This is a genomic window from Sporosarcina sp. SAFN-010 (assembly GCF_059415065.1).
This window is the reverse complement of record NZ_JBPFDS010000002.1, coordinates 94,802-110,880: the sequence shown is the minus strand read 5'-3', so window position 1 is coordinate 110,880 and position 16,079 is coordinate 94,802. Positions and strand designations below refer to the sequence as shown.

Annotated in this window: 10 protein-coding genes; 7 read left to right on the top strand and 3 right to left on the bottom strand. The window is 44.2% G+C overall.

The genetic code is table 11. The annotated features are described in order from the left end of the window. The first annotated feature begins 205 nt into the window (after window positions 1-205). The 5 genes from ACR65F_RS03425 (at window position 206) to ACR65F_RS03405 (ending at window position 9,356) form a co-directional block, all read left to right on the top strand. Window positions 206-2,425 (top strand): 5'-nucleotidase C-terminal domain-containing protein, encoded by a 2,220-nt coding sequence (locus ACR65F_RS03425; RefSeq protein ID WP_440503298.1) that lies wholly within the window; start codon window positions 206-208, stop codon window positions 2,423-2,425. Between the two features lie 182 nt (window positions 2,426-2,607). Next, on the top strand, window positions 2,608-4,104 hold the full coding sequence (locus ACR65F_RS03420) for an N-acetylmuramoyl-L-alanine amidase (RefSeq protein ID WP_440503297.1): 1,497 nt from the start codon (window positions 2,608-2,610) through the stop codon (window positions 4,102-4,104). Between the two features lie 101 nt (window positions 4,105-4,205). Then, a complete protein-coding gene (locus ACR65F_RS03415) occupies window positions 4,206-6,131 on the top strand; it encodes a S8 family peptidase (RefSeq protein ID WP_440503296.1) in 1,926 nt (641 codons plus the stop codon). A 177-nt stretch (window positions 6,132-6,308) separates the two neighbouring features. Continuing rightward, window positions 6,309-7,298, top strand: a complete 990-nt coding sequence (locus tag ACR65F_RS03410) for a C40 family peptidase (protein WP_440503295.1) — start codon at window positions 6,309-6,311, stop codon at window positions 7,296-7,298. A gap of 18 nt (window positions 7,299-7,316) precedes the next feature. Further along, entirely contained in the window at window positions 7,317-9,356 is a 2,040-nt protein-coding gene (locus tag ACR65F_RS03405; protein WP_440503294.1) for a glucosaminidase domain-containing protein, read from the top strand. A 99-nt stretch (window positions 9,357-9,455) separates the two neighbouring features. Here ACR65F_RS03405 and murJ read toward each other — a convergent pair whose 3' ends face one another. The 3 genes from murJ to csaB all read right to left on the bottom strand — a co-directional run bounded on the left by murJ (window position 9,456) and on the right by csaB (window position 13,350). Then, entirely contained in the window at window positions 9,456-10,964 is a 1,509-nt protein-coding gene (gene murJ, locus ACR65F_RS03400) for a murein biosynthesis integral membrane protein MurJ (protein WP_440503293.1), read from the bottom strand. Between the two features lie 85 nt (window positions 10,965-11,049). Next, window positions 11,050-12,225: a glycosyltransferase family 4 protein gene (locus tag ACR65F_RS03395; protein ID WP_440503292.1), complete on the bottom strand. Its 1,176-nt coding sequence runs from the start codon at window positions 12,223-12,225 to the stop codon at window positions 11,050-11,052. Window positions 12,226-12,228: 3 nt separating this feature from the next. Then, window positions 12,229-13,350 carry a polysaccharide pyruvyl transferase CsaB gene (gene csaB / locus ACR65F_RS03390; RefSeq protein WP_440503291.1) on the bottom strand — a complete coding sequence of 374 codons (1,122 nt, stop codon included), beginning with the start codon at window positions 13,348-13,350 and terminating at the stop codon, window positions 12,229-12,231. Window positions 13,351-13,844: 494 nt separating this feature from the next. Between csaB and ACR65F_RS03385 the strand changes: the two genes are divergently transcribed. Beyond that, the gene (locus ACR65F_RS03385; RefSeq protein ID WP_440503290.1) at window positions 13,845-14,588 is read left to right on the top strand and encodes a WecB/TagA/CpsF family glycosyltransferase; all 744 of its coding nucleotides are present in this window, start codon (window positions 13,845-13,847) and stop codon (window positions 14,586-14,588) included. Window positions 14,589-14,593: 5 nt separating this feature from the next. Beyond that, a complete protein-coding gene (locus ACR65F_RS03380) occupies window positions 14,594-15,871 on the top strand; it encodes a nucleotide sugar dehydrogenase (protein WP_440503289.1) in 1,278 nt (425 codons plus the stop codon). Window positions 15,872-16,079: the final 208 nt, after the last annotated feature.

The window sequence follows — 16,079 nt, the reverse complement described above, 5'->3', positions numbered from 1 at the left end:
TCGGAGCCACCACAGCCCCGAGGGATTTCTCTATTCTTTCTATCTACAATGTTAATATCTGTCTCACCACACCCTGTTGAACGAAGTGAGACGCCGTCCTCTTAGCCCCTTATTCAAATAAATCCAAATACAACTAGTCGTAACACTCTGAAACTGATATGATAGACATGCATGTCCAAACTACTATTCTAGGGGGCAATTTCGAATGACGAAGAAGACTAGATTCATGGCAACAGCTATCACTGCGACAGCGGTCGCAACTGCACTGGCGGTACCAAGCGCATCAGCCGATTCCTCGAAATTCACCGACGTTTCCGCAATTTACAAAGACGCGGTCAACTTCCTTTGGGCAAATGATATTACAAAAGGCATAACTTCAACCACATTCGATACAACGTCTGCAGTAAAGCGTGCTGATGCAGCTGTATTCATCGCAAAAACCATGGGTCTTGAACCAGGAGGCGTTTACAAGGACTCGGGATTCACAGACGTACCCGCCCACGCAAAATGGGCAGTCGATGCGTTAGCTGAGAAAAAAGTGGTAAATGGGAAAACCGATAAGCTATTCGGATCCAACGAACACTTAACACGCAACGAAGCAGCTGCAATGATCGTGAAAGCTGCAGAACTCGAAGTGGATAAATCCATAAAGGAAACAAAATTCAAAGATGTGAACGGAAACTTCGCTCCATATGTACAAGCACTTGTAAAAGAAAAAATCGCAAGTGGTAAATCAGGCGCAATGTTCGGGGCAACATTACCTGTAACCCGCGGCGAACTAGCACTCTTCTTGAACCGCGGGAACGCACACTTCGGTTTCTTCGACCTCATGGTGATGCATATGAATGACCATCATGCATACTTGGAGCCGTTCCCATATGTAGCAACGGTGGTCAATGAGTTGCGTGCAAAACATGAGAACAACCTGCTTCTCCACGGGGGAGATGTCTTCTCAGGCGATCTCTATTGGAGCAAATACAAAGGAAAAGCAGACACAGTGATGATGAACTACCTTGGCTTCGACGCAGTCACTTTCGGTAACCATGAATTTGATGAAGGCGGATCTCATGACGCAATGCGTAACTATGTCAAAGGTGCATCGTTCCCTGTATTAGGTGCCAACATTGACCTTTCTGCAGAGCCGGAACTCGCTGCACTTCAGACACGTGGTGTTGTGGAAAACGCTAAAGGTGGCGGCGTTTACGACGGAACAATCGTCGAAGTGAATGGTGAAAAGATAGGTCTGTTCGGTTTAACAACAGAAGAGACAGCAGATATCGCTTCCCCTAACAAAGTTAAACTTGAAAATTATATCGAACGTGCGAAAGCGACAGTCGAAGCATTCGAAGCAAAAGGCGTCAACAAGATCGTTGCACTGACTCATATTGGTGTTCATGAATCATCCGTTTATGGAAGTGACCAATCACTGGCGAAAGCCGTCCCGGGTATCGATGTCATCGTCGGGGGCCACAGTCACACAGAGTTGAAAGAGCCGATTACAGTAGCAAACAATGCGGGCGGTAAAACACTCATCGTCCAAACAGGGGAGTATGCGAAAAACCTTGGAACACTCGATGTGAAATTCAACCCTAAAGGTGAGATGTATTCGAATCACGGGGAGCTCATCGTGATCGACAAAGAGAAAATCAAGCCTGATAAGAAAGCAGCAGGTATTCTAGCGCCATTCACACTTGGTGTGGAAGAATTGAAGAAAGAATCTATCGGAGTAGAGTCTGAAGTAGTATTGGATGCAAAGCGTGATTCGAGCAACGAAGGAACGTCGAGTGTCCGACATAACGAAACGAACCTTGGAAACCTCATAGCAGATGCCATGCTTTGGAAAGCGAAAACATTGCCATCTCTGCAAGGGAAAACGGTCATCGCCATGCAAAATGGTGGTGGAATCCGTACCTCTGTTGATGAAGGGACGATTACAGTAGGTGAAATTGTAAAAGTCTTGCCTTTCGGTAATCCGCTAGCAATCGTAGAAGCACCAGGAAAAGACATTAAACGTGCACTTGAAAACAGTGTCAAAGCGGATGCGATCGAAGGCGGAAAAGGACTTCAGGAGTATGGTGGATTCCTTCACGTAGGTGGAATGAAGTTCACGTTCGACAGTACGAAAAAAGCTGGCGAACGCGTACAAGACGTAATGGTTCTTGAAGGTGAAGAGTATGTAGCGTTGGACGAAGAGAAGACTTACTTCATCGCAACGAACTCCTTTACAGCGCGTGGCGGAGATGGATATGACGTGTTTAAAGAAGCCTCTGCAGCTGGACGGGTAACCGATCCAGGTTTCTCGGACACGCAAAATATGATTGAATACCTTCAAAGCATGGGTGGGAAAATTAATCCTAAAGTCGAAGGCCGTATCATCGACGTATCTCTCGATGTTCAACAAAATGGTTATAAAATAACAGAATAAGTCCTAATCATTCTGCTATTCCTGTCGATATACATATACAGGGATAGCAGTTTTCCCTTTTTGCTAGTCTTATAAACTCGAAAAACCCCGTAAAATAGTAAATTAGTACATAAGGAACATATAAAACTGGTAAATTTAGTGTTATACTCAAAACTACAGTAAACGATAAAGGAGTTTATATATTGAAGAAAATTGGACTACTTTCCGCCGGCTCACTGTTACTTTTATCCTTGTTATCAATTCCGCCTCAAGAAGCAGACGCTTCCTCTTATTTCACGGACATTCCAACCCATCATAGAGCGTACGAAGAAATTACTTATTTGTCGCAAAGTAATATCTTATCAAATGAGAATTCTACTAAATTTGGACCGGACGAGCCTATGACACGTGCTCACGCAGCTTCCATGATTGGCGAAGCTGTTCAACTTAGCGGTAAACAGATTGAAACTAGATTTACTGATGTACCCTCATCCCACCCTGCATCTGGATATATCGAAAATTCAGTTTCACGTGGTATTATTAAGGGGTATTCAGATAGAACATTTCGACCAGACAAAACGCTGAATCGTGGAGAAATGGCAGTTTTAATAAGTCGCGCGTTCGGATACAATTCCAATACGACAACAGCTGCTGCGAATGAATTAATCTCAAAAGGCATTTCTAAAGGTGTTGGCAAAGGAAACTTTGGGACGGCGCAACTCATGAAGCGTGGCGACTTTGCAATTTTCTTAACACGTGCCATTAATGCACAATATCGCGAAGGAGCAGCGCCATTACAAAGCTCACAAATGTACGTAAATGTATCGGAAAATGATTCACTGAATTTCCGCACAGGTCCTACAACAGACTACTTGGCCATTAAGAAACTGTTTAAAGGTTATCCGGTAGAGGCCTACTATAAAGTTGGGGATTGGGTATATATGAAAGCAGATGGTGCTTATGGATTTGTCCATACAGCGTACATATCGTCTTCCAAGCCTAGTGTTAGTTCAGTAAAAGATCCGATTGACTTAGCACCACCCCCAGTTATCGGTGGCTCACCCGGAATTTCTGGAGGGGGGTCCCTAGTGGGTCAAACTATCATTATTGACCCGGGTCATGGTGGAACTGATGGGGGATCAGCTGCTCTTGGACTTGTTGAAAAAGAGATTACGTTGAACGTCTCCATGCGAACTCAAAAGTATTTCGATAAAACACCTTTAGCGGTTCGTTATACGCGAACTTCGGATACCTATCCAAGCCTCCCAGGGCGTGTGAATTTTGCGAAACAGCAAAAAGGAAACTTGTTCGTAAGTGTTCACGCAAATGCAGGTGGCGGTACTGGTACAGAGACGTATTACTATGCAGCTGGAAATAACCCAAAAGAAAAAGAATCCAAAGCACTTGCGACGTATATGCAAAAACGAATGCTCCAAGCTTGGGGACTTAAAGACCGTGGTGTGAAAAACAAATCTCTCCATGTAACACGTGAAAATTCGATGCCTGCAGTTCTATTAGAACTTGGATTCATTGATACTGCAAAAGACAACTCGTACTTGAAATCACCAACTTATCGTGAGGCAATGGCTAAAGCGATAGTGCTTGGAACGTTAGATTATTATTACAATTATGAAGGACTTAAAGATGTGGCTGGATTGTATTCACAATTTGGCTCATCTCCCTCTCCTAGATATCACTAATTTCAAAAAAAGAAGTCCGGGCATCACATTCGTGTGACCAGGACTTCTTTTTTACTAGAAAACCTGTACAATAGAAACTAAATAGAGAGAGGATGAATGCGATGAGGGGTCTGGTACAAAGAGCATTGTTCATAGTGATGTTTAGTTTAATAGGAAGTGGTTCTGTTTTAGCCGCAGAAGCTTCTGAAACCTCAGAAGCTCTGAAAGAACACTATATGCTAGTCGATCAAAACCAACAGGAAATTGTCTCCTATATGAAAAGCGAAAATCTTACAATTGAAGAAATTTACAGCGCATTTCCAATCATTTCAGCTCAGCTCTCTGCTGACGAACTCGCTCAATTAAAAAATAAATTCCCTAAGTTGCACACTCAAGAAAATATAGAATATGAGCAAACAACTGACAATGAACTGGAGTCAGCAAAAGTACTTGGGGCCTCCCCATCCCTTCTTTCACCATATACAGGAGCTGGTGTTAAGGTGGCTATCCTCGACTCAGGTATTGATGTAAACCACCGCGATTTGAAAGTGAAAGGTGGCTATTGTTCACTAGCATTTGAATGTGCTCCGGATGTGCCTTATACAGATGATAACGGACACGGTACACACGTTGCAGGTATTTTGGCAGCATTGAAAAACAACACAGGGATAGTTGGACTTGCACCATCTGTTGACTTATACAGTGTTAAAGCAATGAATGCATTTGGTTCAGGGTCTACAGATAGCCTGGTGTCTGGAATAGAGTGGGCGATTAAGAACAAAATGGACATTATTAATATGAGCATTACAACAGATGAAGATGATGTGGCTCTGCGGACAGCACTTCAAACTGCATACAACAAAGGAATCCTCATTACCGCTTCAGTAGGGAATAACGGAGAGACAACGAACAAAGCAGTTCTCTATCCAGCTAGATACAGTTCAGTTATTGGTGTAGGGGCAGTGAAAAATGATCTCACAAAAATGCCTGAAAGTGCCGTTGGTCCGGAGGTGGAACTTGTAGCACCTGGGGATTCGATATTGAGCACATTCCCGATCGAATGGGATTACGAAGATGGTCGGACGGATGGTTATACGCGACTGTCGGGTACGTCAATGGCGGCGCCCCATGTTGCTGGTTTACTTGCGATTTATAAAGAGCGCTTTCCAAAGATGACGAATGTTGAATTGCGAAATCTTATCACAAGCACGGCAAAGGATCTCGGGGTCAAAGGTCGAGATAATTTATATGGTTTTGGTCTTATTCAATACATGCCTGAACTGCCTTACTCAGTTAGCTTCACTAAAACAAACTCAACAGGGAAAGTCGTTTTGTCCACAACTGATTCGAAACTTTTGAAAGTGGTCATGAATGGCAAGTCGCTCAAACTGAAAGATGGCCAAATGGAGATTTACGGAGTAAAAGGAAAAAAAGAAATTTTTGTAACTTCTGTAGACGCTCAAAAAAAGCAAACGATAGAGCGTCAGTACGTAGAATTCTCAGAACCTGCTTACTCTGATGTGAAAAACTCACAGCCGTTTTCTGGCTCAGTTGGCTATCTGGCGGGAAAAAAACAAATCAAAGGATTCCAAGACGGGACATTCCGACCGTACACGGCCATTAACCGCGGGGAAGCGGCAGTTCTAATTGGCAGAGCGTTAGGGTACTCAGGAACTCCAACTAAAACAAAATTCAGTGATGTGTCCCCATCTTCCTATGCATCAGGGTACATTGACGCAGCTGTAAAAGCGAAAGTGATATCAGGGTTTACAGATGGAACGTTCCGCCCGGAAGCAAATGTCACTCGTGCTGAAATGGCAATTATGATTTCGAAGGCATATCAGTTGACGGCGACTTCAAACAAATCGTTTGCTGATGTGAACTCGTCAATCGCAGCCTACAAAGCGATTATGAGTTTAGCGAATGCTGGAATCACATCCGGATATAAGGATGGTACGTTTAAACCATACGAAAAAATGACGCGATCCGATTTCTCTGTATTTCTATCACGTGCTCAAAATGATCTATTCAAGCTCGCCTCTTCTTGAGGTGGGCTTTTTTTTATGAGTAAAAAGAAATGTATGCGAGTGAAGAAATGATTTGAAGAAGGTAATTAGTTCGATGTAACAAGCAGGAATTCTTCCGAAATAAATAACATATGGGAATAGAAGAGTGATAGAATTGACATAAGTTGATTAATAGATTATGAGAAAAGGGTGGATGATTTGAAAAAGATACTGACGCTGCTTATGGCTTTAGGGTTACTTCTTATGCTAGTTCCATCTAGTCTAGGAAAAGAAGCGCATGCCTCGATGAGAGTAGATGTACCAAATTTCGCGTTGAAATTTAAAGGGGCCCCGTACTTGTGGGGAGGGACAACCCCAGCAGGATTCGATTGTTCTGGCTACATACTTCACGTCTACACACATTTTAACATGTCCCTTCCGAGGACTTCTGAAGATCAGTTCAAAGTAGGAACACCTGTTGCACTAGACGACCTTCAGCCAGGAGATCTAGTTTTCTTCAAAGATACATATAAACCTGGAATCTCCCATACTGGAATCTACTTAGGGAATAATCAGTTCATTTCAGCTGCGAGTTCAGGTGTCACGGTCGATAAGTTAACAGGGCATTCCTACTGGGGCCCCCGTTATGCAGGGGCAAAACGTGTATTGCCTTTTAAACAATTTACAGACTTGTCAGAAAGTCACTTGGCGTATGAAGCTGTTCAAGATTTAACTGAGAAAGCGATTATTTCTGGATTCCAAGACGATAGTTTCCGTCCGGACCTCTCCATCACGCGAGGACAAGCCGCGGCGATGTTGAATCGTGTATTGAAATTGAAAGCAACGAACGTCGGTAAATTTACGGACGTGCCAGCAAATCATCAGTTTGCAGTCCATGTGGCGGCAATGAACCAAGCTGGTATTTTAAAAGGATATGACGCGACCACATACGGCTTTAATGACGAACTGACTCGGGGCCAACTCGCAGTCATAATGGATCGGGCATTTAAACTTACAGAAAAGGCGGGTAACAACGTACATACAGCATCTTTGTATAAAGATGTTCCCGCAACACACTGGATGTCGAAATCGATTCTTGCACTAAAAGTAGTAGATCGTACAAAAGTATTCCAAACCGCAACGTATGACGTGGTAAAACCGACAACACGTGCAGAATTTTCAGCAGCAGTTTACAGCGCGATTAACTAAACCGATAGGAGGATAAGTATGTTAAAAAAAATTATTGCTAGTTTACTAGCAATCGTCTTAGTTTGGACAATCGTTCCAACTAGCTCACATGCCGATGAGCTGGATGGTCTGACACTGGAGAAGGAAATGCGGGAAATGATCAGCAGAGGGATCATCAAAGGTTATACAGGTGGGAAGGTTTACCCGAAAGCCGAAGTACGGCGTTCGGATTTCGCTGCCTTCCTAGCTAGAACCCTCAAGTTACAAAATGAGACCCCGAATTTTGTAGACGTGAACAAATCGGCAGCAGTCGCAGGGGAAATCGGAGCGATTCAAAAGACAGGCTTCATGACAGGGACCCTGGATGGGAAGTTCATGCCGGACAAAGTCATTTCAAGAGAAGAAATGGCATTAACAATGTCTCGAGTACTAGAAGCACATAACTACACACGTACAGGGCAGGACATCATCATCGAAGACCAAAAGTTATTCACATTGAGCGGTGGGATTGCAGCCGCACAATGGCTGGCGTCCGTCGAACTTATGAAGGGTGGATCCGGGACACAAGGACCGAAATCCTTCATCTTCAAGCCGAAGGATAGTTCACTTCGCGACCAAGTTGCTGCTGTCCTTTATCGGTTCATCCAATTGGAAGAGAATATGACGACGCCTGAACCACCGAAGCCACCAACTGAACCGGAACTGCCGAACGATCCCAATACCTATAAAGTGGGATCCATTCAAGATGGGAAAGTGGTCGAAACGTCTGCACAATACAAAACATTCGAGGAGGCATTGAAAGTTCTCTCTGCTTCGAATGACTTGCGTGTCATTGTTAAAAACAAAGACATTATTAAGATGAAAACTGGGCTGGCATTTGCTGCTTCAACTCCAGGAAACACAACCATCATTTATGAAGATACAGCTTTTAAACAACAATTTACGTATGTACAAAAAGGTCGAGAGTTGAAACATAAAGGCAGTGGGCCGAATTATGCTATCGTTGAGATCGGTGGGCGTACTGGGTATGTAAAGCACAACGAAATAGATTTAGTTCCAAAAGAACTCGTTAATGGGCGGGATTCCTATATGAGTAAAAATGGACTTCTCTATCACTCCACATACAATAACTTATCAAACAGCTACGGGACGTACGTAACTGGTCCAACTCCTAGTACCCTAGTGCCGAATCGAGACTATTACAGCTATGATGGAGTTCGCTTTACTGACGAAGCGGGAAGAGTTCAGGCAACCGAATTTCAGTACTTCCAGTTCCTATCTGCACGTGTTGCAAGTGTCTATACTGCCCAACAGTTGGATGCCGTAATTCAGCAACTTTTAAAAGAACGTCAAGCAATGGGTGGCCGCTATACGAATGCAACGACGAAGTCGAAGTTAGTCGGACTTGGGGCTAAGTTGAAAACGTTAGAAGGTCAACATCGCGTGAATGCATTATTTATGCTGGCGGCAGCGATTCACGAAAGTGATTTCGGAGTGAGTGAAAAAGCACTAACTTGTAACAACTTATTTGGCATTAAAGCATATGATTCGTCTACTAAAGTATGTGAGACGAAGTTTGCAAAGCCGGAAGATAGTGTGAATTCATTTGTTGGTGATTATATGAACAAGAACTATTTAAACCCTCTAGGCGCCTACTCAAATGGAGCGGTATCAGGAAATAAAAGTGTAGGAGCAAATGTAAGATATGCATCTGATCCAGATTGGGGTGCAAAAATTGCGGGCCACTTGTATACAATTGACAGCAAGCTAGGCGGCAAGGAATACAAACGACTTACACTTGGACGCATCAATTATTATAATAAATACAACGGAGTCAACATCCGCACATCGCCAGGAGTAACAGGTTCAAACTTGTTGTTCACATATAAGCCGAAACCATTAGGTGAGGATGATCTATTTGGCTATCCTGTCGTCATCGTAGACGAGGTAACAGCAGCAGACGGTCAAAAGTGGTATAAAATTGTGAATGACATGAATCCGGTGCACAATGGTAAACCAACACCCGAATTCGTATATGTGCTAAGTGAGCTTGTCGCGGTTTCCTCGAATAAGAAATAACAAAAAGGATGTGCCGAACGTCAATTGATGACGTCCAGTACATCCTTTTTAGTCCGTTATAGGACAATGAAACCTGTGCGTTCTATCGAAGACCTACTGTTAAGATCTTTTTAAAAGAGATATAAACCGTTTGAACCCAGCACGATAGAATACGAACAGCATCCCCACATACACAACCACGCCAATCGGAACAAGTGTCGCAAGCTGTAAAATTGGGCTGAGTGACCCCAGTCCAACAAACTCCTTCGCAGCCCAAACAACAAGCCCCATAATCACGGTGGGTATCAGTACTGGAGGAACCATCCGTCCGAAACGTGCCAACTCTTCTTTGCCAAGATCCTTATACACGACAACCATCGACACCGCAAAGAAGTAAATACTCACAACAGAAGTCGCAATGGCAAGTGCCGGATAGCCATACCGGTCCACCAACAACCAGTTACTCAGGAAGTTGATTAAAATCGTTGTTACGCTGATCCGGAACACCACCGCGGTTTTTCCGCGTGCATACATTGACTTAGAAAGCATTAGCTGCATTCCTTGGAATATAATGACCGGCAAGTACAGCATGAGCGCAATGTGCGTTTTATGCGTGTCGTATGCCGTAAACTTCCCGTGTTCGTAAATGAACGCTATAACAGAGTCTCCTATTACGAGTAACCCTGCCGCAATGGGCAACAGTGTCACAAGCGATATCTCCATGCCTCGGAAAAATGTCTCTTTGAATTTCGCTCGATCTTCCGTTTGCTCACTCATCAATGTAAAGATAATAGCGGCCAACGTCGTGGCGTAGATAGCATTCGGGATACTGACGATGAGCGACGAATAATTCAAGTACGACACGGCGCCTTCCCCGATGCCTGAAGCAAATGCCTTGTTCACAAACATGTTCACTTGACCGACGACTGAGTTCAACAGGGAAGGAACGATGAGCAATAGAAACGCATTCCGGAACTTAATATCCATCTTAAATTCCAAGCGCCATTTATAATCGGAACGTACTAAGTAGAACAATTGAACGATTACACCTAAAATCGTCCCGAAGATGAATCCGTAAACCAACGAGAAAATACCCCATTGATCATTGAAAAGGATCGCGAACAAAACGGACATCAACGTCGCGAGCACCTTCGACACTTGGGACGGTACAAAAATTCGTCGAGATTGCAAATAGGAATCCAGCAATCCGCTCAACGCAATGACCGTCATAAACGCAAAGAACAATTGCGTCATTGGTAACGCGATGACGGCTGTTTCAGGCTCCATGTTGCCATAGATCAGCGGTAGGAAGTAAGGAGCCCCGAACCAGCCAAAGAAACTGATCCCTACAAAAATGACCATCGTCCAGTTCAGCAGCGCATTCGCATTGTGGTCGCCTACTTCACCAGACTTGCGATTCTTGATATACATCGGTAAAAAGACATTATTGAATCCAGTAGAAATCATTGCAACGACTAGTGTAATGAATGCAAATGACAGGAAATACGCATCTGTTTCATGCGAGGCCCCGAATTTAGTTGAGACAATCGATTCCCGTACTAAGCCTGATAACTTCAGCACGAGAGCAAGCATGGCCGTCCAAAGCGCTGCCTGTTTTAACTTCCCCATAAAAGTCCTCCAATCACGCGAATCATATACCGCGTGCTTTGTAAATGACGAAAAGCTCCCTGATTCGCACCAGGGAGCTTCGCAATCAGTGTTTCAATGCTTTCAAGTAAATTGCTTCGTATTTCTCAGCGGCTGCAAAGTGTGAGTATTCCTCAATGATCTTCGTGCGACCTGCTTCAGCAAGTTGCTCCCCGTATGCCGGATCTTCCAACAACCGGATCATCGCGTCGCTCAACTCTTCCACGTTTTGCTCTTCAACAAGCAAGCCGTCTTTTCCGCTATCAACAATCTCTTTCAGTCCACCAACCGCACAGGCAATCAAAGGAACGCCAGACCCCATCGCTTCCAGCGCTGAAATCGAAGTCGCTTCTTCAACACCTGCAGAATAGATAGACGGCACAAGTGCCACATTCGCGAGTGCATAATACTGCATCATCACTGAGTGATCAACTGCACCAAGCATCGTAATGTTATCCGATACGCCAAGTTCCGCAGCTTTCTGCTTCATCGGCTCCATCATTTCGCCAGTTCCTGCAAATACGACACGCGCATTCGGGAACTTCTCGACGACAGCAGGGAGTGACAGAATCGGATACATGACGCCATTTTTCTTCGTTAGACGACGTGGTACAAAGAAAATTAGCTCATCTTGAGAGAATCCGTATGTATCTCGGAACTCCGCACGACGTTCAATCTCAGGTTTAAAGGACTCGACGTCGATGAAGTTCTTAATCATATTGCCTGTCACGCCAGTTTCTTTTAATATATATTCCTTAATACGTGTATCGACAGTAATGACTTCGCGTGTCGATTTATAGCCTTTTCGCTCTGCTTCTTGAAGTTCTGCTGCTTCCGGAGAGCCTTCAATCACAGTTCCTTTCGAGATCCCTTCGAACGTCAAATAGCCGTGAACAGTACTCACAACAGGGACATTCGTTTCAAGTGCAGCAAATGTCGTAAACACGTCTTGAGCGTTAATGATGTCGTATTCCTTCTTCGACACAGCTTCTTTAATCAGGATTGCAAGCTCGTCCTGACGACGCTTAAGCGTCCAGACATAGCCTTTACCTTGTTTCATTTTGTTAAGTAAAAACGCAGGGCCACGGACGATTCCGTCACGCTTCCATTTAGGGACGTCAGTGAACGATACGACATCGACTTCATGTCCGCGTGATTCAAGTCCTGCTTTTAATGTAGTTAAGTGGACGGACAATCCGCCCAAATGAGGATAATCATATACAGTTGCCAGTAAAATTTTCACCGTTTAACGGCCTCCATTCAAAAACTGTTCCCGCAGTAAATCCACGTTGCGGATTGCTTCGCTTCGTAATACTTGGACGTTCGGTGCCATCTTTTGTTTCACGGATTCGCTGTTGTCGAGCGCGTAAATTGATTGTTCTAACAAACCTTCTTTTGTGAATGACCCGAGTTCAAACGAATGCTCCCACATACCTGAGCGCTTCAAGAAGCTTTCAACTTTACGATCATAGCTCAATCCGACGTGAGGGACGTTCGACAATGCTGCGAAGATTAGCGCATGCAAGCGAAGCGCAATCGTCAAGTCCGTCTGTTCAATGAAGTTATAGAACTGATTCGGCGTGAAGTGCTCACCGAGAATCTTCGTTTGATCTGCATGCTTCATCAAAGCTTGTACTTTCTTAGATACGTTCGTGTCATATGGTGGCTCCATCGGTACAAACACCGGCGTAACCTTTCGCTGTTCGATCAATTCATCCAACGTCCACGCTAACTTCTCGATATACGCATCTTCATGCTCGAACCAAGGACGTGGCGCAACCGCAACTAAACGTTCGTCACCAGTTAAGTCGAGTGAATCATAAGCGGAAGTATCTTCATCCGGTTTGAATGCAAACACGATATCAGCAGTGACAACCGTCTTAGGCTTTGTAACTCCCAAGTTCTCTAAGTAAGTCTTCGAATACTCGTCTCGAACTGTTACAAAGTCTGCTTTATTCGCAAGACCTTTCATTAACGTCTTACCCCAGTTACTCGTGACAGGGCCGATTCCCTGAGAGAAGAACATCACTTTCGTTCCACATAGCTTCGCGAGTAATACGATGAGTAAGTAGTAGGGAAGGGGACCGAACAGAAACTTCGTCGGGTACGTGTCTTGCAACAACCCACCGCCTCCGGATATCAGCAAATCCGCTTTCCGAAGCGCTTTGACTTTTTCCTTGTTTCCATGACGCCATCCACGGTACACAGCAGAAACGCTATGGTCAGAAGCCGTCTTCTCCGGTGACAACGAGAACACCGTAATCTCCGGGTTATCCAATTCCGCACGCAAGTTATCGATGATGGCCTTCAAAATCGCCTCATCCCCAGTGTTTCCTAATCCGTAAAAGCCGGACAGTACAATTTTCAATGGAAAATCCTCCTTAGATTTATGTGAATTGTAGATAAAAATCAAACGGCGTTGATTTGCGCGGCAGGCGGACGCGGGCTTACAGGATATAGGTCAAGCAACCGTTGCGGCAGGACGCCGCGTACTTAGGTTGTTACCTACACTGAGCCCTCAGGAGTCGCCGCCTTCTGCGCCAATCAACGGTATTACTAGTATAGGACGTTATGTCGTTCACTTAGGTTTGTAGGAGCGTTCGTCCGACTCCTGCGGGAATAGCATGAGCTTGAGACCCCGCAGAAGCGAAGCGCACGAGGAGGCTCAGGCAATGCCCGCGGAAAGCGGACGATAAGCTCCGGAAAACCGTGCCAATGTAGTCTCATTATAGTAGTAAATAATTATCCCGGTTCTGCACACTATCGGGCTAATTTTAGCACTATGTGAACAGGCTGTGCAAGCCGTTGTCGTTTCTGATATACTTATACAATTGAAAGTGAAGGAAACGAGGGACTATCCACATGAAAGAATCGTATCTAGGGGTAAACGTATCCCCTTTGACATATGAAGGCATTATTGAAGAAATTCGGGCGCGTATGTTGAGTCGCGAGCAATCGACAATTATAGCCGTTAATCCTGAAAAAGTCATGACCGCCCAGAAGGATCCACAAGTCCGGGAACTTATAAATGGGGCGACGTTCCAGATTGCAGACGGCGTTGGGATCTTGCTAGCCTCTAAGTTGAAAAAAGGGAGCATCACTTCACGTGTGACAGGTGTCGACATGATGGCGCGTTTGCTGAAGTTTGCAGCAGAGGATCATCATCCGATCTATCTCTACGGTGCAAAAAAAGAAGTTGTGGAACAAGCAGCGGTGAAAATAATCGAACAAAATCCTGGAATTGAGATTGCGGGACTGACAGACGGGTATGAACAGGATGAGGAAGCGCTCGTACAACGAATACAAGAAAGCGGAGCTGAAATCCTGTTCGTAGCACTTGGAAGTCCAAAGCAAGAATTATGGATTCGCCGCAACATGGACAGACTGGAAAACGTCTTAGTATTCCAAGGAGTCGGTGGGAGCTTTGACGTGTTCTCTGGAAATGTGAAAAGAGCCCCTTCGCTATTCCGTAAAACAGGTACCGAATGGTTTTACCGGCTTTGCAGCGATCCAAAACGCATCAAACGACAAGTGAACCTACCGCGTTTTCTAGTGAAAGTCCTAGTTGCAGACAAAAAGAACGAATTGAATGGAAAAGAGGAATAACAATCATGAAAAAGTCAATCTGCGTTGTTGGTCTTGGATATATCGGACTCCCGACATCCGTCATGTTTGCCAATCACGGTCACCGCGTACACGGTGTAGATGTAAATGAACAAGCTGTAGAAGGAATCCGTAACAAAAAGTTACATATAGAAGAGAATGGATTACAAGAACGTTTAAATGAAGCAATCGACTCTGGCATGATGACGGTGTCAACAACACCGGAAAAAGCAGATGTCTATATTCTTGCTGTACCCTCACCGATCAAAGCTGACAAGACGGCAGAGATGAAATACATTGAGAGTGCGAGTGAATCCATTGTTCCTTATTTAGAAAAAGGCAATTTAGTTGTACTTGAGTCGACTGTTCCACCGCGTACGGTTCAAGACGTAGTGATTCCTAAACTCATAGCTTCAGGACTTGAAATTGGTACGGAACTTTACGTATCTCATTCACCCGAACGTGTCATTCCTGGACGAGTATTCGAAGAACTTATTTCAAATGACCGAATCATTGGTGGCGTTAACGAAGAATCTTCGCGTATGACATCAGACTTGTATCGCTCTTTCGTTAAAGGACAAATGCATGAAACAGACGACACAACAGCAGAGTTAGTCAAAGTGATGGAAAACACGTATCGTGATGTCAATATTGCCTTAGCAAACGAACTTGCGAAGATCTCAGGGGAAATCGGTGTGGATGTATGGGAAGCGATTCGATTAGCGAACTTCCACCCAAGAGTAAATATCCATCAGCCAGGTCCAGGAGTCGGTGGACACTGTATCGCAGTAGACCCTTGGTTCCTTGTTGAACTCAAACCGGATCTTGCACAGATTATTCACTTAGCTCGTCAGACGAATGATGGGATGCCAGTTTATACAGCGAAAACTACCAAAAACATTTTGAAACAAGCTGGAGCTGAGAGTGGAAAAGTTGCCGTACTCGGACTAGCATTCAAAGGGAATATTGACGACATGCGTGAAAGCCCCTCTATAGATGTAATCGATGAAATGAGTGCACATGAACTAGTTGTAAAAGCATATGATCCTCACATACACGTAAACAATATTGATGAGCAAGTCCAAACAATGGATGACGCGTTGACAGGCGCTTCCATTATTGTAGTCTTAACAAACCATGACGAATTCAAGGGATTGAATCCGAAGGAAGTGGCGGACAAAATGTCTGCACGAATTATTTTTGATACAAAAAACTGTATCGATCGTTCAAAATGGGAGGAAGCTGGATTCGATGTTCACATTTTAGGAGATTCTAAAAACCAGTGATATCCCAGTGAAATTAAGGAAACCGAGCTCATAATTACTGTGAGCTCGGTTTTTTGTATGGACAAAATTAAGTTTTTTCAACATTAAGTTGTGTTTCTTTAATAGTTTGCTATAATAGATATGAGTTTAAATAACGCTAAACAGATTACTAGAAGAATAGATTGAATCTCGTATTCTACCTATTATTTGAATAATTTGTGAAACTGCG